This window comes from Streptomyces sp. 5K101 (assembly GCF_046506645.1).
Taxonomy (GTDB): domain Bacteria; phylum Actinomycetota; class Actinomycetes; order Streptomycetales; family Streptomycetaceae; genus Streptomyces.
This window is the reverse complement of sequence record NZ_JBKFFO010000008.1, coordinates 137,268-158,925: the sequence shown is the minus strand read 5'-3', so window position 1 is coordinate 158,925 and position 21,658 is coordinate 137,268. Positions and strand designations below refer to the sequence as shown.

General features: G+C 71.2%; 20 protein-coding genes. 12 read left to right on the top strand and 8 right to left on the bottom strand.

Translation table 11 applies throughout. The annotated features are described in order from the left end of the window. Positions 1 to 12: 12 nt before the first annotated feature. Entirely contained in the window at positions 13 to 1,233 is a 1,221-nt protein-coding gene (locus ACLB9X_RS17665) for an ROK family protein (protein WP_410361329.1), read from the bottom strand. A gap of 76 nt (positions 1,234 to 1,309) precedes the next feature. Here ACLB9X_RS17665 and ACLB9X_RS17660 point away from each other — a divergent pair, with 76 nt between their 5' ends. Continuing rightward, positions 1,310 to 2,398, top strand: coding sequence for a Gfo/Idh/MocA family oxidoreductase (locus ACLB9X_RS17660; protein WP_410361328.1), 1,089 nt, complete (start codon positions 1,310 to 1,312; stop codon positions 2,396 to 2,398). After that, the gene (locus tag ACLB9X_RS17655; RefSeq protein WP_410361327.1) at positions 2,395 to 2,907 is read left to right on the top strand and encodes a heme-degrading domain-containing protein; all 513 of its coding nucleotides are present in this window, start codon (positions 2,395 to 2,397) and stop codon (positions 2,905 to 2,907) included. The genes ACLB9X_RS17660 and ACLB9X_RS17655 overlap by 4 nt, the downstream gene beginning before the upstream one ends. 485 nt (positions 2,908 to 3,392) lie before the next feature. Here ACLB9X_RS17655 and ACLB9X_RS17650 read toward each other — a convergent pair whose 3' ends face one another. The 4 genes from ACLB9X_RS17650 to ACLB9X_RS17635 all read right to left on the bottom strand — a co-directional run bounded on the left by ACLB9X_RS17650 (position 3,393) and on the right by ACLB9X_RS17635 (position 7,461). Further along, a complete protein-coding gene (locus ACLB9X_RS17650) occupies positions 3,393 to 4,253 on the bottom strand; it encodes a fumarylacetoacetate hydrolase family protein (protein ID WP_410361326.1) in 861 nt (286 codons plus the stop codon). A gap of 216 nt (positions 4,254 to 4,469) precedes the next feature. Further along, positions 4,470 to 5,222, bottom strand: a complete 753-nt coding sequence (locus ACLB9X_RS17645) for an HAD family hydrolase (protein ID WP_410361465.1) — start codon at positions 5,220 to 5,222, stop codon at positions 4,470 to 4,472. A 27-nt stretch (positions 5,223 to 5,249) separates the two neighbouring features. After that, a complete protein-coding gene (locus ACLB9X_RS17640; protein WP_410361325.1) occupies positions 5,250 to 6,014 on the bottom strand; it encodes a hypothetical protein in 765 nt (254 codons plus the stop codon). A gap of 178 nt (positions 6,015 to 6,192) precedes the next feature. After that, positions 6,193 to 7,461, bottom strand: coding sequence for an MFS transporter (locus tag ACLB9X_RS17635; protein ID WP_410361324.1), 1,269 nt, complete (start codon positions 7,459 to 7,461; stop codon positions 6,193 to 6,195). Positions 7,462 to 7,533: 72 nt separating this feature from the next. On the opposite strand from ACLB9X_RS17635, the gene ACLB9X_RS17630 reads away from it, so the two are divergent. From ACLB9X_RS17630 to ACLB9X_RS17615, 4 genes are all read left to right on the top strand, one after another. Continuing rightward, positions 7,534 to 8,157, top strand: coding sequence for a TetR/AcrR family transcriptional regulator (locus ACLB9X_RS17630; protein WP_410361323.1), 624 nt, complete (start codon positions 7,534 to 7,536; stop codon positions 8,155 to 8,157). Positions 8,158 to 8,781: 624 nt separating this feature from the next. Then, positions 8,782 to 9,564, top strand: coding sequence for an AfsA-related hotdog domain-containing protein (locus ACLB9X_RS17625; protein ID WP_410361322.1), 783 nt, complete (start codon positions 8,782 to 8,784; stop codon positions 9,562 to 9,564). A 51-nt stretch (positions 9,565 to 9,615) separates the two neighbouring features. After that, positions 9,616 to 10,206, top strand: coding sequence for a DUF2165 family protein (locus ACLB9X_RS17620; protein WP_410361321.1), 591 nt, complete (start codon positions 9,616 to 9,618; stop codon positions 10,204 to 10,206). Then, on the top strand, positions 10,203 to 11,183 hold the full coding sequence (locus tag ACLB9X_RS17615; RefSeq protein ID WP_410361320.1) for a 3-oxoacyl-ACP synthase III family protein: 981 nt from the start codon (positions 10,203 to 10,205) through the stop codon (positions 11,181 to 11,183). The genes ACLB9X_RS17620 and ACLB9X_RS17615 overlap by 4 nt, the downstream gene beginning before the upstream one ends. A gap of 200 nt (positions 11,184 to 11,383) precedes the next feature. Here the strand turns inward: ACLB9X_RS17615 and ACLB9X_RS17610 are convergent, their stop codons facing one another. Both ACLB9X_RS17610 and ACLB9X_RS17605 read right to left on the bottom strand, forming a co-directional pair. Next, on the bottom strand, positions 11,384 to 12,121 hold the full coding sequence (locus tag ACLB9X_RS17610; RefSeq protein ID WP_410361319.1) for a YidC/Oxa1 family membrane protein insertase: 738 nt from the start codon (positions 12,119 to 12,121) through the stop codon (positions 11,384 to 11,386). Positions 12,122 to 12,218: 97 nt separating this feature from the next. Further along, entirely contained in the window at positions 12,219 to 12,548 is a 330-nt protein-coding gene (locus ACLB9X_RS17605) for a DUF6412 domain-containing protein (protein ID WP_410361318.1), read from the bottom strand. Positions 12,549 to 12,801: 253 nt separating this feature from the next. Between ACLB9X_RS17605 and ACLB9X_RS17600 the strand changes: the two genes are divergently transcribed. The 4 genes from ACLB9X_RS17600 (at position 12,802) to ACLB9X_RS17585 (ending at position 16,111) form a co-directional block, all read left to right on the top strand. Further along, positions 12,802 to 13,893, top strand: coding sequence for a sugar ABC transporter substrate-binding protein (locus tag ACLB9X_RS17600; protein WP_410361317.1), 1,092 nt, complete (start codon positions 12,802 to 12,804; stop codon positions 13,891 to 13,893). 240 nt (positions 13,894 to 14,133) lie between these two features. Continuing rightward, a complete protein-coding gene (locus ACLB9X_RS17595; RefSeq protein WP_410361316.1) occupies positions 14,134 to 14,757 on the top strand; it encodes a hypothetical protein in 624 nt (207 codons plus the stop codon). 146 nt (positions 14,758 to 14,903) lie between these two features. Then, positions 14,904 to 15,428, top strand: coding sequence for a SigE family RNA polymerase sigma factor (locus tag ACLB9X_RS17590; protein ID WP_410361315.1), 525 nt, complete (start codon positions 14,904 to 14,906; stop codon positions 15,426 to 15,428). Next, on the top strand, positions 15,425 to 16,111 hold the full coding sequence (locus tag ACLB9X_RS17585; protein WP_410361314.1) for a hypothetical protein: 687 nt from the start codon (positions 15,425 to 15,427) through the stop codon (positions 16,109 to 16,111). Before ACLB9X_RS17590 ends, ACLB9X_RS17585 begins: the two co-directional genes overlap by 4 nt. 111 nt (positions 16,112 to 16,222) lie before the next feature. On the opposite strand, the gene ACLB9X_RS17580 is transcribed toward ACLB9X_RS17585, so the two are convergent. Next, the gene (locus ACLB9X_RS17580) at positions 16,223 to 16,951 is read right to left on the bottom strand and encodes a class E sortase (protein ID WP_410361313.1); all 729 of its coding nucleotides are present in this window, start codon (positions 16,949 to 16,951) and stop codon (positions 16,223 to 16,225) included. Between the two features lie 113 nt (positions 16,952 to 17,064). On the opposite strand from ACLB9X_RS17580, the gene ACLB9X_RS17575 reads away from it, so the two are divergent. Together ACLB9X_RS17575 and ACLB9X_RS17570 are read left to right on the top strand one after the other, a co-directional pair. Next, on the top strand, positions 17,065 to 18,069 hold the full coding sequence (locus tag ACLB9X_RS17575) for an SEC-C metal-binding domain-containing protein (protein WP_410361312.1): 1,005 nt from the start codon (positions 17,065 to 17,067) through the stop codon (positions 18,067 to 18,069). Between the two features lie 66 nt (positions 18,070 to 18,135). Next, positions 18,136 to 21,276: a DUF3427 domain-containing protein gene (locus ACLB9X_RS17570; RefSeq protein ID WP_410361311.1), complete on the top strand. Its 3,141-nt coding sequence runs from the start codon at positions 18,136 to 18,138 to the stop codon at positions 21,274 to 21,276. Positions 21,277 to 21,658: the final 382 nt, after the last annotated feature.

The following is a 21,658-nucleotide window of genomic DNA, read 5'->3' as shown; positions in this document are numbered from 1 at the left end:
GTCAGCGCTTTCTCATTCACCCTCGTTCGCGGCGAACGCCGCCCGCGCCCGGCCGAACACCGGAGCCAGCACCAGCTGTGCCGCCCCCTCCGCGACCGTGCGCCACCCCCCGCCCGCCGTCGTCACCGGCACCCGGCTGCGCGCCGCGACCACCGCGCCCACCCCGCGGACGAACTCCTCCTCCGCCGCGTCCACCACCCGGCCCCCGAGCACCACCCGGTCGATGTCGAGCAGCTCGACCAGGTTGGCGGCGCCGACGCCGAGCACCCGCGCCGCGCCCGCGACGTCGCCACGGGCGACGGCGGCCAGGCACAGCGCCTCGACGCAGCCCCGGTTGCCGCAGCCGCACGCGGGCCCGTCGAGCTGGACGACCTGGTGCCCGAACTCCCCCGCCCCCGTCCGCGCGCCCCGGTAGAGCTCGCCGCCGAGCACGAGTCCGGCGCCGAGTCCCGTACCGAGGTGGAGGTACGCGAAGGAGTCGCCGGGGCCGCGCAGCGCCAGGCCCAGCGCGGCGGCGTTGGTGTCCTTGTCGAGCACCACGGGCAGCCGCAGCCGCGCGGCGAGCGCGTCGCGCAGCGGGTAGCCGTCCCACTCGGGGAAGCCGGTGACGCGGTGCGGCACGCCGGTGACGTGGTCGAGCGGCCCGGGCATGGCCACGCCGACGCCGAGCACCCGGGGGCCGCCGCGGCCCGCCGCATCCCGTACGTCTCCCGCAGCCCTCGCTCCCGCAGCCGGCTCCCGGACGTCCCCCGCGCCCTCAGCGGCCGGCTCCCGAACCTCCCCCGTGGCTCCCGCGATCAGCTCCCGTACCTCGGCAGCGGCCCCCGCCAGCACCACCTCCGCGCCCGCGCCCAGGTCGAGCGGCGCCGTACGGGTCGCGACGCAGGTGCCCGACAGGTCCAGCAGGACCGCCGTCAGCCGGTCGCGGTCCAGGTGCAGGCCCACCGCGTGGCCCGCCGCCGGCAGCAGGCGCAGCACCGTGCGGGGCTTGCCGCCCGTGGAGGCGCGCCGCCCGGCCTCCGCCGCCAGGCCCTCCTCGCGCAGTCGGGCGACGATCTTGCTGACGGCCTGCGGGGTCAGCCCGGTTCCCTCGGCGAGTTCGATGCGGCTGATGCCGGCTTCTCCGGCCGTACGCAGCAGGTCGAGCACCAGCGCGGCGTTGTGGCTGCGCAGAGCGAGAAGGTTCACCCCGGCCCCGCCGCCCCTCGCCTCGGCGCCGTCGCCTCGTTTCATGCCCGCCTCCACCGTCGTCACCCTCCCATTCTCCGCAGCGGTTGCACTTTGGCAACAGCGTTGCTTAAGTGGAGCCATGACTGGACCCGGCTCTCCCCTCCGCGTCGGACTCGTGGGCTACGGCCTGGCGGGCTCCGTCTTCCACGCCCCACTGATCGCCACCACCGACGACCTCGTCATCGACACGGTCGTCACGTCGAGCGAGGGGCGCCGGGCGCAGGCCCGCGCCGCCCTCGGCGACGGCGTGCGCTTCGCGGCGGCCCCCGACGAGCTGTGGGAGCGCGCGGACGAGCTGGACCTCGTGGTCGTCGCCTCGCCGAACAAGACGCACGTCCCGATCGCGACCGCCGCCCTGGAGGCCGGCCTCGCGGTGGTCGTGGACAAGCCGGTCGCCGGCACCGCCGCCGAGGCGCGCGCCCTGGCGGCACTCGCCGACGAGCGCGGTTTGATGCTCTCGGTCTTCCAGAACCGCCGCTGGGACAACGACTTCCTCACCCTGCGCCGACTCGTCGCCGACGGCGAGCTCGGCGAGGTCCAGCGGTTCGAGTCCCGTTTCGAGCGCTGGCGCCCGCAGCTCAAGGGCGGCTGGCGCGAGTCGGGCGACCCGGCCGAGATCGGCGGCCTGCTGTACGACCTGGGCAGCCACGTCGTCGACCAGGCGCTGACCCTGCTCGGCCCCGCCGCGCGGGTGTACGCGGAGTCCGACGTACGCCGCCCCGGCGCCGCGGCCGACGACGACACGTTCATCGCGATCACGCACGAGGGCGGCGTCCGCTCGCACCTGTACGTGAGCGCGACCACCGCCCAGCTCGGTCCCCGATTCCGGGTTCTCGGCGCGAAGGCCGGGTACGTGAAGTACGGGCTGGACCCACAGGAGGCCGACCTGCGCGCCGGCAGGCTGCCGGCCCCCGGCGAGCCCTGGGGCGTGGAGCCCGAGGCGCTGTGGGGCCGGATCGGCACCGGGGAGTCCCCGGTCACGGGCGGGGGCACCCCGGTCGAGACGCTGCCGGGCGACTACCCGGCCTACTACGCGGCCGTCGCCGCCGCCGTGCGCGACAAGACCGCCCCGCCGGTGACCGCGCTCGAGGCGGCCGCCGCCCTCGACGTCCTGGAAGCCGCCCGCCGCTCCGCCCGTGACGGCGTGACCGTGGAGATCACCGCATGAGCACCCCCCGCCAGCACCTCACCGTCGACGAGATCGTCGAGCAGGAGCGGCGGCTGACGCTGCACCGCTTCACGCACGACGACGCGTGGAAGCTGGGCAGCCTGCTCGTCGAGATGGCGCACCTGCGCGCCGCGCCCGTCGCGATCGACATCCGGCGCGGCGCCCAGCAGCTGTTCCACTGCGCGCTGCCGGGCTCCAGCGCCGACAACGACGCCTGGATCGACCGCAAGCGCCGCGTCGTCGAGCGCTACGGCGAGAGCTCGTACCTCGTCGGGGCGCGGCACCGCGCCAAGGGCACCACGTTCGAGGAGTCCTCGCGCCTGGACCCGGACGTGTACGCGGCCCACGGCGGCTCCTTCCCGATCACGATCGAGGGGGTCGGCGTCGTCGGCTCGGTCACGGTCTCGGGCCTGCCCCAGGCCGAGGACCACGCGATGGTGGTCGAGGCGCTGGAGCGTTTCGCGGCCCACGCCGACGGCTCGAGCGGCACGGCGGGCCCGCCTTCCTGACCGACCGCCGCCCGGCGGAGGCGCCGACGCGATCGGGCCACGTGTGGCGCTACGCCACGGCAGCCACCACCGGCGGTGGTGTCCACGTAGGCGGCCAGGCCGCCGACGGTAACCGCCGACGCCACCGAACCGCGCGGGCCGCTACGCGCCGACGGTCCCACCACATCGGCCAACTACGCCACGGCAGCCTGCCGACGCGGTCGGCCACGTAGGCCACTGGGCCACGGGCAGCCACCGCCGACCCGATCGGGCCATGTGGGCTGCTGTCCGCTGGAGGTTCGGCGATGTCGGCCACTACGCCACCGCAGACACTGCCGGCGCTGGTGGCCACGTCCGCCGCCAGGCCACGGCAGCGGCCGCGGGCGCTGATGGCCACGTGTGGCGCGCGCTGCACCACCGGCAGCAACCGCCGACGCCGCCGGGCCACGTGGGCCGCTACCCGCCGACGCAGTCGGACCACGTCCGCCGCCACGCCACCGGCGGCGCTACGCGTCCTTGAGCTCCTGGCGCTGTCGTCCGAGCCCCTCGATCTCCAGCTCCACCACGTCGCCCGCGCGCAGGAACGGCTTCGGCTCCGGCCGGCCGAGCGCGACGCCCGCCGGCGTACCGGTGTTGATGACGTCGCCCGGGTACAGGGTCATGAACCGGCTGAGGTAGCGGACGACATCCGCCACCGGGAAGATCTGGTCGGCCGTCGTGCCGTCCTGCTTGAGCTCGCCGTTCACCCAGAGCCTGAGCCACAGCGCCTGCGGGTCGGCCACCTCGTCGGCGGTCACGAGCCAGGGCCCGAGGGGGTTGAACGTCTCGCAGTTCTTGCCCTTGTCCCAGGTGCCGCCGCGCTCGATCTGGAACTCGCGCTCGGAGACGTCGTGGGCGACCGCGTACCCGGCGACGTACGACAGCGGGTCCTCGTCGTCGGCGATGTAGCGCGCCGTACGTCCGATCACCACCGCGAGCTCGACCTCCCAGTCGGTCTTGCGGCTGCCGCGCGGCACGAGCACGGTGTCGTCCGGGCCGACGACCGTGTCCGCCGCCTTGAGGAAGACGACGGGCTCGGCCGGGGGCTCGGCGCCGGTCTCGGCGGCGTGGTCGTGATAGTTCAGCCCGATGCACACGACCTTGCCGACCCGCGCCAGCGGCGGCCCGATGCGGAGTCCGGCGGCGTCGAGTACGGGCAGGTCACCGGCTTCGGCCGCGGCGCGGATCCGGTCGAGGGCGGCGGCGTCCGCGAGCAGCAGGCCGTCGACGTCCGCGACGAGACCGGACAGGTCGCGCAGGGTCACCCCGTCCTCGTCGAGCAGGGCGGGGCGCTCGGCGCCCGCCGTACCGACACGCAGCAACTTCATGGTTTGTCTCCCCTGGTCGAGTGCGTCGAGTGCGGACCCGGCCCGACAGGTGCGGCCGTCGGAGGATCGAAGGGTTGGTTGATCCTCCAAGACATCCGACCACCCTGCAAGACCCTGTTCACAAGCTGGTCCCTTACCCGGCGGTGCGGACGGTGAGGAACCGGGCAAGGGGAAGCCGCGCGACGCGACGGGGGGAGCGCGCCGCGCGGCGGTCTGTCACCGGGCGCGCGTGCCGCACACCCAGCGCTCGGCGCTCGCGGGCATCGACCACTCGGCCACGGCGCAGCCGCAGCCGCAGGGCAGGTCGGCCGTGTCGAGCGGTTCCGTGCCGGCCGGCAGCACGGGCCACCCCCGGCTCCGGGCATGGTCGAGCAGCACCTCGTCGCCGCCGACGACGGCGGGCGAGCCCACGGCGAGCAACAGCGGGAGGTCGCTGGCGTGGTCGCCGTACGCGTGACAGTCGGCCGGGTCCGCGCCCGCGGCGGCGATCGCCTTGAGTGCGGCCACACCCTTTGCTTCGCCGATCATGGGCGTGTCGACCTCGCCCGTCAGACGGCCGCCACCGTCGAGCAGCGGCTCCGTGCACAGGATCAGGTCGGCCCCGACCTCCTCGGCGAAGGGCTGCAGACAGGGCCGGAACGAGCCGGACACCAGCGCGATGCGGTGACCTGCCTGCCGGTGTTCGCGCAGCGCGCGGAGGCCGGACGCGATGAACGGGGGGCCGACGCGCCCGCCGTGGCGGACCGCGGTGTACCAGGCGCGGCCCTGTTCCATCAGCTCGTGCCAGGAGGCGCCCGCGTAGAGCCGGTAGTAGGCGCGGTTGATCTCGGTGCGGTCCACCCCGGCACCGGCCATCTCGCGGAGCCGGCCGTGTTCGGCCGCGTACTGCTCGGCGGGCAGCCGGAAGCGGAGGAAGTCGAACATGCTCTTCGTGTTGAGAAGCGTCTCGTCGACGTCGAAGAAGGCGATGGCGTTGATGGTCCCGGTCCTTCCCGGTCAGCCGTTGGCGACGGCGTAGGGCGACGGCGGCTGCGGTCCGCTTCCCTCGCGGGCGGCGATCCACTTGTCGTGCAGCCACATCTCGGTCCCGCGCCGGCCGGCGTCGCTGTCCCAGCGGACGTCGCGTTCGTAGGTGATGACCTGGCCGTCCCCGTCGACGATCACCCAGGTGTAGCGGCCGTTGTCGTGGTGCGTCTTGACCTTGAGCCCGGTGATCGTGTGCGCAGCTCCGGCCGGGTCGCGCACCTCCTCGTCGTGGTCGTTCACCCACTGGACGTCGAGCCCGTCGGCGTATCCGGCGGCGAAGCCCTTCAGCCAGGTGAACGCCGCGTCCCGGGCCGCGTCCTCGTCGGTGGCCCTCGGCGCACGTGCGGCGGCGGCGGTCATCCGGGTGTAGCCGAGGAGGGTGCCGTCGGCGCCGACGACGGTCGTGATGTGCTCGCCGCCGAGGTCACGCGGGGTGCCCTGCTCATAGCGGACGACGGTGACGGGCCGGTCGTCGTGGCGTTCGGACCGGATCTGCACGGGAGTCCAGCCGTCGGGCAGCGAGAGCCCCGCCGTGGTCAGGGCGCTGCGGGATTGTGCGACCGCCGCGTTGCGGTCCCGGGTCGTGGTGGGCATGGCTGAGGGCTCCTCGATCTGTGCGGTGGCGGCGGGGCGGGACGGCGCGCTGCCGTCGTCGCCGGTGACGGCGAACGCGGTGGCGCCGAGGGCACCGGCACCTACGAGCACCAGGGCCGTGACGAGTGTGCGGTGACGCATGGTGGACCTCGCTTCCTTGGATGCGGACGGGGTGGGGGCACCGGGTGGCGCCGTGGCCGCGCCGACTGACGCGTACGTCCCGGCGGGCCGCGGTGCGTGCGGGATCAGCCGCGGGCGCGGTGGCGAACGGCGCGTGCGCGATCAGCGGCGGGCCCGGTGGCCCGCGGCGCGTGCGGGATCAGCCGCGGGCGCGGTGGCCCATGGCGGCCAGCACCGCTCCGGCTCCGAGCAGGCCCGCGACGACGGCGAAGACCGTGTCCAGGCCGCCGGGGAGCGCGGCGACGAGCTGCGGTCCGACGCTGGCGCCGATGAAGAGGGCGAAGGTGTACAGCGCGACGGCCGCGCCGCGGGCGGGGCCGGCCTGCGAGCCGATGGCCTCGACGAGTGCGGGTGCGGTGACGGCGATGCCGAAGACGAGCACGAACAGCAGCGCCCCGAGCGGGACGACGCCGATGTCCCCGCTGCCCGAGAGCAGCGCGCCGACGAGCGCCACGAAGCCCGCGAGCAGCAGTGCGGCGACCACCCGGCGCACGGCGGGCAGCTTGACCAGCCACGGGGTGAGCAGCGGGACCAGCACCATCGCCGGGAGCGAACTGGCGCGGAGGGCGAGCATCGTGTCGGGGTTGCTGGTGAGGTCTCGCGGCCCCACGAGCTGGAGGCCCGTGTAGACGGCGACGAAGCCGCACAGCAGCGTGACGGTCGCCAGGAGGAGCAGTACGAGCGAGGGCTTGGCGATCAGCCGGCCCATGGCGCGGTACGCGTCGAGCGCGGACGTCGCCACGGATCCCCGGTCTTCGGCGAGGACGCCCCGCAGGAGCAGCGCGCCGCCGACCAGGCCGGCCGCGCAGACGAGGAAGACGGTGCGCCAGCCGCCGAACTCGGCGACCGACTGGGAGAACACCTGGCCGAGCACCCCGGCGGAGAGGAACGAGCTGGTCAGCCAGGTCATCGCGGTGACCCGGCGGGCGGGCTCGATGCGTTCGGCGATGTACGCGAAGGCGGGCGGCGCGAACGTGGCGGCGGACAGCCCCTGGACGGCGCGGATCGCGCATCCGGTGACCAGACCGGGCGCGGCGGCGACGGCCGCGGTGGCGACGGCGGTCACGAACAGCCCCGTGACGATGAGGCGACGGCGGCCGAAACGGTCGGAGAGCGGGCCGGAGAAGAGGAAGCCGCTCGCGTAGCCGAACCCGAACGCCGTGGCCGTCCAGCCGGCCGCCGAGGTGGTGGTGGACCAGGAGTCCGCGAGCCGTCCGAGCACCGGCAGGACGGTGTAGAGCTGACTGACGACGAGCACGCCGACCGCACACAGGGCGAGCACGGTCCGCACGAAGGGAACGGCGTCCGAGGCTGCTGCGGCGGGTGCCGGTACAGGGCGCGACTGCTGGGCGACGCCCTGGAGGTGGTCCCGGGCAGGCGCGGAGGAGCCGGCAGGGGTTGGAGTCATGCACAGCATGGAACCAACCAACTGGTTGGATGTCAAGGCCCGTCCAACCAGACGGTTGGCTAGAGTTTGCCTATGGCGCGAGACGCAGCACTGACGAAGAAGAAGCTCCTGAACGCGGCCCGGCAGGAATTCGCCGCCCACGGCATGACCGGGGCACGGGTCGACCGGATCGCCGAACTGGCCGGCGTCAACAAGGAACGCGTGTACGGCCACTTCGGCAATAAGGAAGGACTGTTCGCGGCGACGGTCGGCGCCGCCCTGGACGAACTCGCCGAAGCGGTCTCCAAGCCCGGCGAGGACGTGGCCCAGTGGGTCGGCTCGATCTACGACTTCCATCGCGAACGACCGGAACTCCTGCGGCTGCTGCTCTGGGAGGCCCTTCAGCACACGGACGACGAGCTGCCCGGCGAGCAGGAGCGGGCGGCACGCTACTCCGTCAAGGTGGACACCCTGGCGACCCAGCTCGGCGTCCCCGCCGGACCGGACGCGGCGGCGACCCTGCTGTGCCTGATCGGTCTGGCCGCCTGGCCGAGCGCGGTGCCGCAACTCGCCCGGCTCGTCGTCGGACCGCACGCCGACACCCCCCACACCCAGGCCGTGGTGCGCGACCGCGTGGTGTACCTGGCCGGACACATGGTGGACGGCATCCGGAGCGAGGGGCGCGAACAGGCCGGAGGTGACACTGTCGCGCGGTAGCACTTGATCGAGATCGTGACCTAGGCCACACCAGGTTGCCAACCAACCGGATGTTTGGAAGTGTTGTCCATGTCGCGAGGCGGAGCCTCCCCTCGCGACGGTCGACAGATCTCGGGGGGGATCCATGCAATCCGGGCAGTTTCCGCGTGAAGTGACACTGCGTCCGCCGACATGCCTGCACGCGTGTCGGTGCGGACCCCACCACGCGTAGCCCCACCTCGGTCCGCCCTGTCACCGGGGCGACTCCGCACGGCCGACGGCGTCCCGAACTCTGTGCCGTGCCCTCATTCCTGCTCCCGCGCACCCGTCGTCGCGTGCCCGGAGCTTTCGCGCCACCTCTCTTTTCCCATCCGCACCTCACCTTCATCGACTCCGTGCGCACCCGCGCAGCCCACTGGGCTGTCACCGCGGAGGCGGCACACAGCCGCGCCGTACGTACGGAGAACGCACCCACGGCTGCTGCCGGCGCGTCAGGTCGGCGCGCCGCCTCGCTGCCGTGCACGGATCGACGGCACCGCGGTCGGCCGCCGATCGGATCAGTGCGTCCGCGACCAGCCGTAACAGCGCCAACAGCCATAACAGCCAGGAACACCTCGGAACCAGCCGAAGCCAACGGGAGGAACCATGTCGGAACAGCTGCTCAAGAGCGTCTGCCTTGTCGGTGACCGTTTCAGCTCCTTCGCCGCCCACGACGGCGTCCACACTGTCAGCTCCTTCGCCTCTGCCGTGCGCGCCGGCGCCTACGACGGCCTCACCGGCCCCCTTCTGCTCTGGGAGGGTCAGGGCGTCAGCGCCTACGACCGCGACTACGTCCGCGACGCCCTGGAGGCCGCCGGCCTCACGCGCAAGATCATCATGCAGCCCAACGACCCCGAGGTCGTACCCCGCGCCGAGGCGCACAAGCACCGCGAGGTCAACGTCCTGATCGCCGGGCTCCAGCAGCAGGGCCCCGACACCTACCGCGCCGCGCTGCGGCTGCACTCCGACAACGAACTGCTCCTCGACCACCAGACGGGCGAGCACATCCAGGGCATGGTCGTCATCGAGGCGTTCCGTCAGATGTTCATGGCCTTCTGCGACAAGTTCGTCGCCTCACAGTGGCCGGAGCACCGCCATTACTACATCTGGCACAGCATGGACATCAGCTTCGACAACTTCCTCTTCCCGCTCGACGCCGAGGTGCTCTGCACGGTCGAGAGCAAGGAGACCGACGACGCCTCGCGTCTGAAGTTCACCGTGGACCTGGAGATGCACCAGGCCGGCCAGCGCGCGGCCCGCGCCCGGATCTCGTTCACCGCCTACGACGCCGACCGCCTGGCGCCCAAGGAGCACCGCCTCGCGAGCACGGCCGTGACCGCCGTGATGGACGGTGCCGCTCCCGAGCCCGCCGTCGCCAGGACCGCCTGACCTGCCCGTCCCAGCAACGTCTCGTCGAACAGCCAGTGAGAGGAATATGTCATGAGCTTGACAGAAGCTCCCCGTAGGACGAACCGGTCGGGCGGCCTTCCCGCAGGTGACCCGGCCGACAATCGCAGCGGCCTGCACCTGCTCACCGTGGTGCTCCTCGCCGGGGTGACCGCCTGGCTGACCCTCATCGCCGTCAACAACGCCACCGACTTCGGCACCAACAAGGCGCTGCTCCAGGTGACGATGAACATGCAGCCGCTCATCGACGACCCCGTCCGCGGGAACGGACTCGAATGGCGGGCACTGCCGAACGGCCTCGCCGCCCCCGCGCTGATCGCCGTGATCGTCTACCAGTTCGGCACCGTCGCCCTGATGTGGCGGGCGGTGGCCACCGGCATCCGTGCCATGCGGAACCCTTCCCTCGGCATCAACGGCTACGTACGCCAGGTCAACCACGCGCTCGTGCCGTTCCTGCTGCTCTTCGTCGGCTTCCTCGTCAGCGGACTGTGGTTCGGCTACTGGTTGCACCTCGGGCCGGTGCAGATGGTCCACTTCACCCTGCTCATCATCGGCACGCTGATCGCTCTGCTCACCAACCTGCTGCCGGTGGCGAACCGCGCTCTGACGGAGGTCTCGCGATGACTGCCGTCCCCGCCGTACCCCTTCCCGCAGGGCTCATCCCCGCCGTACTCGGCACCGGCTCCTGGGTGCCCGAGCGCGTCGTGTCGAACACCGAAGCCGTCGCACACACCGGCGGTCCGGGAGACTGGATCACCCGCAAGACGGCCATCGTCGAACGCCGCTGGGCGGACCCTTGCACCACCACCGCCGAAGCCGCTGCCCACGCCGCACGCAAGGCGCTGGAGCAGGCCGGCATCGGCCCGGAGCAGCTTGGGCTGATCGTGCTGGCCACCTCGACGCCGGACAGCTCGCAGCCGCCGACCGCCTGCGCGGTGCAGGCCGCACTCGGTGCGGACGGCGCGGCCGCGCTCGACGTCAACGGCGTCTGCACCGGCTTCCTGTTCGCCCTCGCGACCGCGCGCGGCATGCTCGCCACGGGCAATGCCGGCTCGTACGCGCTGGTCATCGGCGCGGACCTGTACTCCCGCATCCTCGACAGGACCGACCACCGCACGGTCGTCCTCTTCGGTGACGGTGCGGGCGCGGCCCTGCTCGGCCCCACAGGCGACCAGCGCCGCGGCGAGATCGTGGCCACCCGGCTGCGCAGCCACGGACAGTGGCGGCACCTGATCACCAGGGAACACGGCGACTGGTTCCGGATGGACGGCGGCGGGGTGCGGGACTTCGTCACCGCCGAAGTCCCGCTCGCCGTCAAGGACTTCCTCGCCGAACAGGGTGTGGACGGCAGCCAGGTCCGGCATCTCGTCGCCCACCAGGCCAACGGGACCATACTCGACGCCCTGGTCCCGGAGCTGGGCCTCGCCGACGACGTGGCCGTGCACCGCACGATCGACCGCTACGGCAACACCGCGTCGGCATCCGTTCCGCTCACACTCGACCAGGCCCTGCGGGCCGGTGCGGTTGCCTCCGGGGAGCTGGTGCTCCTGCTCGCCTTCGGCGGCGGCATGGCGGTCGGCGCCGCGCTGCTCCGGGGCTGAGGCCGCGCCCCGACGGCCCCCGGCCCCTGCCCCTCGTCCCGCGTCCGTGGGGCGGGGGCCGGGGCCTTCTCCGTCCGCGCGGGAGGCGAGGAACGCGAGGTGGCGGGTACGGCGCACTCCGGCCCGCCTGCCACGGCCGGCGTTGCCGCGGCAGGCGCAGACCTCCAGGCCTGCCACGGCAGTCCCTGCCGTTCCGCTGCCTACGCCGCCGGGACCGGCGCCCCCGCAGACGGCATGTCCCGGTAGAGGAACACGCGCTCCACCGCGGACCAGGTCGTGCTCGTGACGACGTACAGCGCGGCCGCGAGCGGCACCACGGCGACGGTGATCAGCGTGGCGAACGACATCAGCGGCACGATCCTGAGCAGCGCGCTCCCGCCCGGCATCTGCTCGGCCGCCGCGGGCGCGGCCGCCATCTGCCGCTTGGTGCGCCGGTAGGTGAACGTCGCCACGGCGGCCACGACCGCGAAGAGACCCAGGTACACGAGCCCGGCGCCGCCGAACACCCCGCCGTCCGCCGGCGCGTCCGCCCAGCGCCCGCCGAGCGGGGCGTCGAAGAGAGTGTGGTCGAGCAGCCCATTCGGCTCGCCGCCGATCCGCGCGTTGGAGAACAGGTGGTACATGAGGAAGAACGCCGGCACCTGGAGCAGCGACGGCAGGATGCCGGCGAGCGGCGACACCTTCTGCCGCGCGTACAGCTCCAAGGTGGCCTGCTGCAGCCGCTGTCGGTCACTGCCGTGCTTCCGGCGCAGCTCGGCGAGCTGCGGCGCGAGCCGGGCGCGGGCCTTCTGCCCGCGGGCGGCCGAACGGGACAGGGGATGGACGGCGAGCCGTACGAGCACGGTGAAGACGACGATGGCGGCGGCGGTGGCCGAGGCGGCGAACAGCGGGTGGAGCAGGTCGGCGAGGCGCTCGACGAGATCGGCGAATACGGACATGGATGGGCCCCTCCGGGGGTCGTGTCGTGCCGGGGAACGGGTCATGCGGGGCATGGCGGCATGACGGCCCGTGGAGGGACCTTCGAGGGGTCTGTCGCTACACGGCCGCCGGGAGCAGGCGGCCAGGAGCGCGGGGTCGCGTGCGGCCCCGGGCGTCAGGGTCGCGCTGCGGGAGGAAGGCTGTGCGCTGCTCGCGGTCGCGGAGCGCCGTCCGCACCCGCGTGCGCGGGACGGCGGGCGCGCTGCGCGCGCTGATGACGGCGCAGACGACGAGCGCGGTGCCGGCCGCCGCGGTGGCGGCCGCGGCGAGTGCGACGGCTGCGGTGAGGCCGGCGCCGTCGACGAGAAGAGCCTCGACGAACACCTCGACGAGGAGGAAGAGCAGGAGCACGGCGGGACGGAACACGCTTGCGGTGCGACCGGCCACGCGTCCCCCCTTGTCCCCTGTCCGACGTCCGACTCTTCCGTTCTTGTACACGAGCGGTGGCGCTGTTGGGTTCCCGCACGCGCAGAAAAGCCGACGGACAGCGCTTTCCCGCCACCTTCGCCACTTGTTCAACACGCAATACCGTTGTCATCACGTTACGTAGGCAGCTCTTGACGCCCAGCAGCGGCTCAGAGTTGGCTTTGCGCCATCTCGGCCGAAAATAGCGGCCTGTTCGGGAGGTTGGTTTTTACAAATGATGAGACCTGTGCGTACTGCCGCGGCGGCCGCTTCAGCGTCTGTCCTCGCGTTCTCGCTCGCCGCGTGCGGCAGCGAGGCGAACTCCGGCGTGATCAGCAACGACATCGTCGTGGGCCTGCTCCTCCCCGACCGGGAGGCAGCGCGCTACGAGAAGTTCGACCGGCCGGTCATCGAGGACAAGGTCAGCAGGCTGACGATCGGCGAGGGCAAGGTCGTCTACGCCAACGCCAACCAGGACGCCGCGCTGCAGGCCCTCCAGGTCGAGAACATGATCAGGGACGAGGTCGACGTGCTGATCCTGGACGCCGTCGACGCCAAGGCCATCGCCGGGAGCGTCGCGAAGGCCGAGAAGGCCGGCATCCCGGTCGTCGCCTTCGACCGCCTGGCCGAGGGCCCGATCGACGCCTACACGTCCTTCGACAACGAAGACGTCGGCCACGTGCAGGGCAAGGCGCTCCTGAAGGCCCTCGGCGACAAGGCGAAGGGCGGCCGGATCGTCATGGTGAACGGCGCCCTCACCGACCCGAACGCCGCGCTGTTCAAGAAGGGCGCCCACGCCGAGCTCGACGGCAAGGTCACGGTCGGCAAGGAGTACGACACCGACGAGTGGAGTCCCAAGAACGCCGAGGCCAACATGAAGGCCGCGATCGAGGAACTCGGGGGCGCCGCCGCCATCGACGGCGTCTACTCCGCGAACGACGGCATGGCGGGCGGTGTCATCGCCGCCCTCAAGGCCGCGGGCGTCACCGAACTCCCGCCGGTCACCGGCCAGGACGCCGAACTCGCCGCCGTACAGCGCATCGTCTCCGGTGAGCAGTACATGAGCGTCTACAAGCCGTACGCGCCGGAGGCCGCCGCCGCGGCCGAGATGGCCGTGGCGCTCGCCAAGGGCGAGTCGCTCACGACGGTCGCCCAGACGCACGTCGACAGTCCGACCACCAAGGACATCCCCTCCGTCCTGGTCCCGGTCATCGCCCTGACCCAGGCCAACATCGAAGAGACGGTCATCAGGGACGGCATCTACACGGCCGACGAGATCTGCACCGGGAAGTACGCGGCCGCGTGCGCGGAGCTGGCGATCGGCTGACGCCCGGGACCGGCGGACCGGCACGGGCCGGCCGGCGCGACCGGATGTGCACCGGCCGGCGCAGCCCGGCATAGGCCACGGCGTACCAGCCGCCGCGGGCAGGCTCACCGGCCGCCGTTGGAACACCGCCCGAAAAAATCTTGCGGAGCATGTCATCCGCAGCCGCCCCCCGCGGAGTTGTGAAGGGTGGAGAGGCGCCCTCCTCCATGTTCACTCCACTCCGCAGGGAGACGCTCGCCCATGATCGGGATGAAGAAGTACGTGGCAGCAGCGGCCGTCGTGGCCGCCCTGGTGGGGGCGCCGACCGTCGCGCGTGCGAGCGGTTCCGGGGGCGACCCCGGAACCGCGCCCCAGGCGGTGGCCGCGGCCCCCGCCGCCCCCGCGCGCACGGTGTCCGCCGCCGAGGTGGCCCATCCGGCCACGGGGGTACGGGTGGTCAAGCCCGGCGAACGGGTGCAGGCCGCGCCCGGGGTGGAGCTGTGGCTCACCAGAGAGGGCAAGCACTGGTCCACCCCGGACGTGCCCGACCAGTTCCGCAGCGTCGTCGACGGCAACATCGACCTGAGCCGTCCCGGCATCAGCCTCCAGGCCGAGCCGGTGGACGCGGCGGGCACCAGCACGTACTTCCTGTCCGGCCTCTACTACGGCACCTACGACGCCGCCCGCGTCGAGGTCGTCACCGCCGACGGCACGCTCGCCGCGCGGATGGTGACACTGCCCGGCCACCGGAAGTGGGGCGCCTGGTACGCCACCAGCCCGCTGCCCCCGTCCCAGGGCGGGACCGGCGGCGACTCGTTCCTGCGCAGCTTGCGCCTGTACGACGCGCGCGGCGAACTGCTCGTCGAGCACGATCTCGCCTTCTAGCCTCGCCTTCCGGCCCTGGTCTTCGGCCGGTGCCGCGCCCCGGTGCCGCGCCTGGTGGGGGCCCGCAGCCGTACGGCCCCCACCACCGCGGGTACCAGCCCCCGCCCCCCGCCGCCACCGCCCCGACGCCGAAGGAACCGCCGCCTGTGAAGCAGGAGAGCCAAGGTGAATTCGCCGAGTTCGCCGCTGCGGCCTGGCCCCGCCTGGTGCGTACCGCCACGTTGCTCACCGGCGACTTCCACGAGGCCGAGGATCTCGTACAGACCACGCTGACCAAGGTCTGGTCGCACTTCCGGCGCGTACCGCGCGACGAGATCGACGTGTACGTACGGCGGGCGCTGATCAACAACAACATCAGCCGGGTCCGCAGACGCCGCGTCGTCCACCTCCTGATGCCGTTCCTGCCCGACTCCGCCCAGCGCGCCCACGGCGACCACGCCGACGCGGCCGACCGCCGCACGGCCGTGCTCCAGTCGCTGTCCGTACTGCCGGACCGGCAGCGCGCCGTGATCGTGCTGCGCTACTGGGAGGACATGAGCGAGCAGGACGTCGCCCGCGTCCTGGGCTGCTCCGTCGGCACGGTCAAGACGCACACACGGCGCGCGCTGCAGACTCTCCGTTCTCATCCTCTGTTCACGGAGGACCTCTCCGACTCCGGAGCCCATCCATGACGTCCGAAACCGGCCTGCGGACGGTGCTGACCGACACCGCAAGGGACATCACGCCGTCACCGGTCCCGCTGGCCTCGATCGAGCGCGCGGCCCGTGTCCGCCGTCGCCGCCGCGCCGTCGGCGCGGCCGCCGTCGGTGCCGCGCTGGTCCTCGCCCCCCTGACGTTCGTCGCCGTCGGACGCATCTCTCCTCCGGACCGCGTCGTCGTCCCGCCCGCCGTCAGCTCGCCGCCCGTGTCCCCGTCGCCGAGCCCGTCGGCGACCCGCTCGCCCCTGCGGGTGGTGGCATCGGGGGAGCGTGTGCGGGTGGCGCCGGGCGTGGAGCTGTGGCTGACGCCCGAGGGCAAGCACTGGACGCAGTCGGACGGCATCGAGAACTTCCGCAGCATCGTGGACGGCAACCTGGACACCGCGATCCCAGGCGTCAGCATGCAGTCCGAAGGAAGCCCCGAGCGTCTCGTCCTGTCGGGTCTCTACTACGGCACGCCGGACGCCGCGCGCGTCGAGATCCGGACCGCATCGGGCTCCCTCACGGCCTCCCTCCTCACCTTGAAGGGCCGGCCGAGCTGGGGCGTCTGGTACGCGGTCGTCAACGGTCCGGGGATGAGCGGCCCGGACTACGTCCGCGCCATCAGGCTCTACGACTCCGCCGGCCGCGTGGTCGTCGACCAGTCCATGTCCTGACCCGGTCAGCCCGTCTCCTGGCCCGGTCAGTCAGTCCATGCCCCGCACCCACCAGCCCATGCCCTGCACCGGTCAGCCATGTCCTGGCCCGTCAGCGGGGTCCTGTCCCCGTCAGTGGGGCCGCATGGAGGTCAGCTTCGCCCAGACCACGAGCCGGTACCGGGAGCTGAACTCCGGGGTGCAGGTCGTCATGGTGAGGTAGTAGCCCGGCTCGCCGTACCCGGCGGACGGCCGCACGGCGCTGCGCGGCACCGGCGCGATGACGCCGGTGTCCCAGGGCGTCGTCTGCGGGAGCCGCTGGTCCACGGCGTAGTCGAAGATCCCCTCACGCGTCTCGATCCGGACGGTGTCGCCGGGGCGCAGCCGGTTGATGTACCGGAAGGGCTCGCCGTGGGTGTTGCGGTGCCCGGCGACGGCGAAGTTCCCGGCCTGGCCGGGCTGCGCCGTGCCCGGGTAGTGGCCGATGTACCCCCGGTCGAGGACGCCGCGTCTGCCGACGCCGTGCGCGACGGGGGCGACGACGCCGAGGCGGGGGATGCGGAGGACGGCGTAGGCCTGGTCCCAATTGGGCGATTCGGGAGGTTCATGAGTTTTGCGCGGTTTGCGCGGCGGCGGTGTGGTCGACTCCGGCTCCGCCGCCTGCCTCCCCCAGTCCCGTTCCAGGGCCTGGACCTGGCGTTCGGCCCCCTGCCTGGCCTGCCGGTTTGTCCACCAGAGCTGGTGGACCACGAGCAGGAGGACGACGAGCCCGAGGGTGACGGTCACCTCGGCGGCGGCCCACAGCCCGCGGGCGAACGCCGCCCGCGCCCGCCGCCGCCCCGCCCCGCGCCTCTGCCGCACGGGCGCAGGGTAGGGCCGGGGGCGTCAACTCACCAGAGCCGAGGCCCACTCCGTAACCGCTTGCCGCGATACGCCACTCCGCACCTGCACACGACCGCAGTACGGTGTGGTGCATGCGCCCCGACACGCCTGCCGACCACACCGCCGAAGCCGAGCGCCTGCTGCGCACCGCAGCGCAGTATCCCGAGGACGACGAACAGCTGCTGCTCCAGGCAGCGGCCCACCTGGAACTGGCCGGCGACCGCGGCCGCGCGTCCAGCCTGTACGACCGCCTGCTGGCCGCGGAGCCCGAGCACCCGCAGCTGATCAAGGCCCTCCAGGCGGCCAATCTGTGGGAGTACGGCCACGAGGCGGAGGCCCGCGCCCTGATCGCCGGCATCCGCATCGCGGCCCCGACGGAGGCCGCGCCGTGGGAGATCGTCGCGGAGACGCTGGAGTCGCACGACGAGCTGGAGGCGTCCCACGAGTGCTTCACGGAGGCGCTGACGCTGCTGCTGCCCGAGGACGAGGAGGTCCCATACGCGACGCGCTCGCTCCTCACCGGCCGCCACCGCGTACGCCGCCTGCTGGGCCTGCCCCACGACGACCACGACGCCCTCGCCGACCGGGTCCACACGGCCCACACACCGGACATGACGCTCGACGAGCTCCACGACCCGAACCGCCTGTGGGCGCTGGGCTCGGACAACCCGGCGGAACTCAAGGCCGAGATCGCCCGCATCCGCTCGGAACTGGGCTCGTTCCGCTCGGCCCTGTCGCGCCCGTTCCCGGTGGCGGTCCTGCACTGGCCCCAGCCGGAGCTCGCGGAACTCCTGGAGGCGTACCCCGAGCTCACGGCGGAGTACCCCTCGCACGAGACGCACCTCGCGACGATCGAGTCCTCCCTCCGCGACCTCGCGGCGACGGGCACGGAAAACCTGGGCATCGTGACGGCCACCGTCCCGTCCTACGAGGCCTTCGCCGCCTCGGAGTCCGCACCCCCGTCGAACGTCTCCCTGCTTCCCCAGTACGCCACGACCCTGGCGGCCCGCGGCCGCGCGGTCGCCTGGCCCCCGACGAGGGGGGCGGGCTGCTGGTGCGGGTCGGGGGCGGCGTACAAGGAGTGTCACGGGGGGTGACCCTCCGGCCCCGGCTGTCGGTGGTACCTGCTATCACTGGCAGTGCCGACAAGGGGAGGGAATGCGATGCCGGGTCCCATCGATGCCAGCCAACCGGTCGCCGGTCTGTACGAGCAGCTGATCACCTTGCGGCTCGAGACTCAGCTGAAGACTCTCAGCGGCGACCGATGGCATGCCATCGACGGCACAGTGGGACCGGAGTCATCGCCCCATGTGATCGCCCGGCATGTCGCAGAAACGATGAGGCGGGTGTTGGAACGACTGCCTGCCGACGAGCGCGTCCACGCCGCCAACCACATCCTCGAATCGATGAACACCATCGAGGGCGCACGGGAATGGGTAGATCTGGTAGCTGACGGGCCTCGCCAACTGCTCGCCATCGCCGAGCAGGAAGCCAAGGGCGTCTACGCCATCAGGCCCGCAACTCCCCTCTCCGAGACGGCGCTCATCACCAATTCTCCCGAGGACCCGAGCCTTGGCTTTGAGCTGCGCACCGAACTGGCCACAGCCGACCGCGTGGACCTGCTCTGCGCCTTCGTCAAGTGGCACGGGCTCCGCGTCATCGAGCAGTCGCTGGAGACGGCCCATGCGCGGGGTGTCCCGATCCGAGTCATCACGACCACGTACATCGGCGCGACCGAGCGCCGAGCCCTCGACAAGCTGGTCCAGAAGTTCAACGCCGAGGTGAAGGTCAACTACGAGCTCCGGTCCACGCGCCTCCACGCCAAGGCCTGGCTCTTCCGCCGCAACAGTGGGTACGACACCGCATACGTCGGCAGCTCCAACCTCTCGAAGGCTGCCCTCCTGGACGGCCTTGAGTGGAACGTCCGCTTGTCATCCATTGCGACCCCTGACGTGCTCCGCAAGTTTGAAGCGACCTTCGACTCTTACTGGAGCGATTCGGCCTTCGAGCTCTACCGCCCTGATCAGGACGCCACTCGGCTCGACGAGGCGCTCCAGTTGGCAGGCCGCGGCACGACCAGTGCCCCGGAACGCCATCTCACCCTCTCGGGGCTTGAGGTTCGCCCCTACCCTCACCAGCGCGACATGCTGGAACGACTCGAAGTGGAACGCGAGGTCCACGACCGACACCACAACCTGCTGGTCGCGGCCACCGGTACAGGCAAGACCGTAATGGCCGCTCTGGACTACAAGAGGCTGCGGCAGAAGTACGGCAGGGACCTCCGACTGTTGTTCGTCGCTCACCGGCAAGAGATCCTCCGTCAATCCCTGCGGACCTACCAGGACGTTCTGGTGGATGCGAACTTCGGGGAAGAGCTGCACAGCAGCCTGGTTCCAGAGGAGTGGAACCACGTCTTCGCAAGCGTCCAGTCACTCAATGCGCGCACGCTGGAGCGTTTCACACCAGACCATTTCGATGTCATTGTCATCGATGAGTTCCACCATGGTGTTTCGCCCACTTACCACAAGATCATCGACCACTTCACTCCTCTGGAGCTGCTCGGCCTGACCGCTACCCCAGAGCGGATGGACGGCCGTAACGTCCAGGACGAGTTCTTTGACGGGCACATCGCAGCCGAAATGCGACTGTGGGAGGCGCTGGAGAATGACCTGCTGAGCCCCTTCCACTACTTCGGCGTGACCGACAACACTGACATGAGTGCCGTCGCCTGGAAGCGGGGGTCGTACGATGCGTCAGCGCTCAGCAACCTCTTCACCGGAAACGACGCCCGCGCCCGCCTGGTGGTGCAGGCCGTGAGAGACAAGGTGAGCGATCCCGGTTCGATGCGTGCCCTCGGGTTCTGCGTCTCCGTCGCCCACGCTCACTTCATGGCCGACTTCTTCCGCCGCGCCGGCCTGAACGCAGTGGCCCTCTCGGGCGAGTCACCGCGGGAGGAGCGCCGGGTCGCCCTTGCGGCACTGAGCTCTGGGGACATCCAGGTCATCTTCTCCGTCGACCTCTTCAATGAGGGACTGGACATCCCCGACGTTGATACCCTGCTGCTCCTACGTCCTACTTCCAGCGCCACGGTCTTCCTCCAGCAGCTGGGGCGTGGGCTGCGGCGGAGTGAAAACAAGGCAGTTCTCACCGTCCTGGACTTCATCGGTCAGCACCGCGCGGAGTTCCGCTTTGAGGAGCAGTTCCGTGCGCTGACCAACCTGACGCGTAACCGTCTCCTGGCGCACGTTGAGCATGACTTCCCACAGCTGCCCTCTGGGTGTCAGATCATTCTTGAGTCCAAGGCCAAGGAACTGATCATTGACAACATCCGGAGCCAGATCAGCGTCAACGTGACGCAGTTGGCTCGCGAAGTGCGGAGTTACGGCGAGCCGCGCCTGTCGAGCTACTTGCGGGAAAGCGGACGGGAACTAAAGGAGCTCTACCGCGGGAACGGTAACTCATGGACGGGCCTTCTTCGTCGGGCTGGCATGCTCACGGAGCCGGCCCCTGAGGGCGAAGAAGCACTCCTCAAGCGCGTACCCGCTTTCCTTCATGTCGACGACCCTCAGCGGGTCGGGGTCTACATCCGCCTCCTTGAGGACAACGCGCCCGCGTACAGCGAACTCGACAAACTGCAGCGTGGCTACGCACGCATGCTGTTCTTTTCGCTGTGGCCCCTGGGCGGCGACTTCTCCAGCTATCAGGAAGCGCTGGACTCGTTGCGTCCGCAGCAGGCGTTCCGCGACGAACTCCGTCAAGTCTTGGCGTACGCCCTTGACCAGGCTGACCATGTCCCCGTCCCGCTGTACGGCCCCCTCGCTGACCTTCCACTGACGATCCACGCCTCGTACAGCCGCGAGGAAATCCTCCCGGCCTTGAGCCAGTCGGTCATTGGCGGCTTCATGCCCGGCCACTTCCGTGAAGGCGTGAAGTGGTGCGAGGACGTCCAGACGGATGCCCTCCTGATCACCTTGGAGAAGGACGAGAAGGACTTCTCGCCGCAGACGCGCTACCGGGACTACGCCCTGAGTAGTGAGCTCTTCCACTGGGAGTCCCAGAACCAGACGTCCGACTCTTCCCCGACGGGCATCCGCTACCAGTCCCACAAGGCGAACGGCTCGCACGTCCTCCTCTTCGTTCGCCGCTACAAGAAGACGGACATCGGCGGTCCCCAGCCGTGGATGCTGCTGGGGCCGGCCGAGTACGTCGAGCACAAGGGCAGCAAGCCGATGGGAATCACGTGGAGGCTAAGGCACGAGATCCCTGCCGACGTCTGGACCTACTCGGCGATCGCTACTGGTTAACCGATCTCCGTGGCGGCGCACAGCCTCGGCCCCGGCAACGGACGCGCCACCACTGTGGCCTTCAGACACCGCGAGATCGGTCAGGATCTCGCACCAGGTGACCTTCTGGTCTTCTCTGATCTGCACTCCCCAGCGATCGCAGAGCGAGTCAACTAGGGACATACCCCTCCCGGACTCGGCATCCGGCGTTGCCTGGAGAAGTGTCGGCAGCGCCCGCGTATCCGGGTCGTAGACCTCGATCGCAGGAACGTGTCACGCATCGATATGGCGAGTGTGGTTGGGGTACCGAATCCAACGTGGTTGATGACGTTCGCGACCAGTTCGCTCACACAGGTCTCGGCGACGTACGCCTGATCGGTAAGGCCCCACGTTCGTAGGTGCA

Coding starts and splice junctions, on each gene's coding strand:
- ACLB9X_RS17655 (WP_410361327.1), top strand. CDS start 2,395: ATGAGCACCCCCCGCCAGCACCTCACCGTCGACGAGATCGTCGAGCAG.
- ACLB9X_RS17665 (WP_410361329.1), bottom strand. CDS start 1,233: ATGAAACGAGGCGACGGCGCCGAGGCGAGGGGCGGCGGGGCCGGGGTG.
- ACLB9X_RS17600 (WP_410361317.1), top strand. CDS start 12,802: ATGATGAGACCTGTGCGTACTGCCGCGGCGGCCGCTTCAGCGTCTGTC.
- ACLB9X_RS17625 (WP_410361322.1), top strand. CDS start 8,782: ATGTCGGAACAGCTGCTCAAGAGCGTCTGCCTTGTCGGTGACCGTTTC.
- ACLB9X_RS17595 (WP_410361316.1), top strand. CDS start 14,134: ATGATCGGGATGAAGAAGTACGTGGCAGCAGCGGCCGTCGTGGCCGCC.
- ACLB9X_RS17635 (WP_410361324.1), bottom strand. CDS start 7,461: ATGACTCCAACCCCTGCCGGCTCCTCCGCGCCTGCCCGGGACCACCTC.
- ACLB9X_RS17570 (WP_410361311.1), top strand. CDS start 18,136: ATGCCGGGTCCCATCGATGCCAGCCAACCGGTCGCCGGTCTGTACGAG.
- ACLB9X_RS17615 (WP_410361320.1), top strand. CDS start 10,203: ATGACTGCCGTCCCCGCCGTACCCCTTCCCGCAGGGCTCATCCCCGCC.
- ACLB9X_RS17610 (WP_410361319.1), bottom strand. CDS start 12,121: ATGTCCGTATTCGCCGATCTCGTCGAGCGCCTCGCCGACCTGCTCCAC.
- ACLB9X_RS17585 (WP_410361314.1), top strand. CDS start 15,425: ATGACGTCCGAAACCGGCCTGCGGACGGTGCTGACCGACACCGCAAGG.
- ACLB9X_RS17650 (WP_410361326.1), bottom strand. CDS start 4,253: ATGAAGTTGCTGCGTGTCGGTACGGCGGGCGCCGAGCGCCCCGCCCTG.
- ACLB9X_RS17630 (WP_410361323.1), top strand. CDS start 7,534: ATGGCGCGAGACGCAGCACTGACGAAGAAGAAGCTCCTGAACGCGGCC.
- ACLB9X_RS17575 (WP_410361312.1), top strand. CDS start 17,065: ATGCGCCCCGACACGCCTGCCGACCACACCGCCGAAGCCGAGCGCCTG.
- ACLB9X_RS17660 (WP_410361328.1), top strand. CDS start 1,310: ATGACTGGACCCGGCTCTCCCCTCCGCGTCGGACTCGTGGGCTACGGC.
- ACLB9X_RS17620 (WP_410361321.1), top strand. CDS start 9,616: ATGAGCTTGACAGAAGCTCCCCGTAGGACGAACCGGTCGGGCGGCCTT.
- ACLB9X_RS17640 (WP_410361325.1), bottom strand. CDS start 6,014: ATGCGTCACCGCACACTCGTCACGGCCCTGGTGCTCGTAGGTGCCGGT.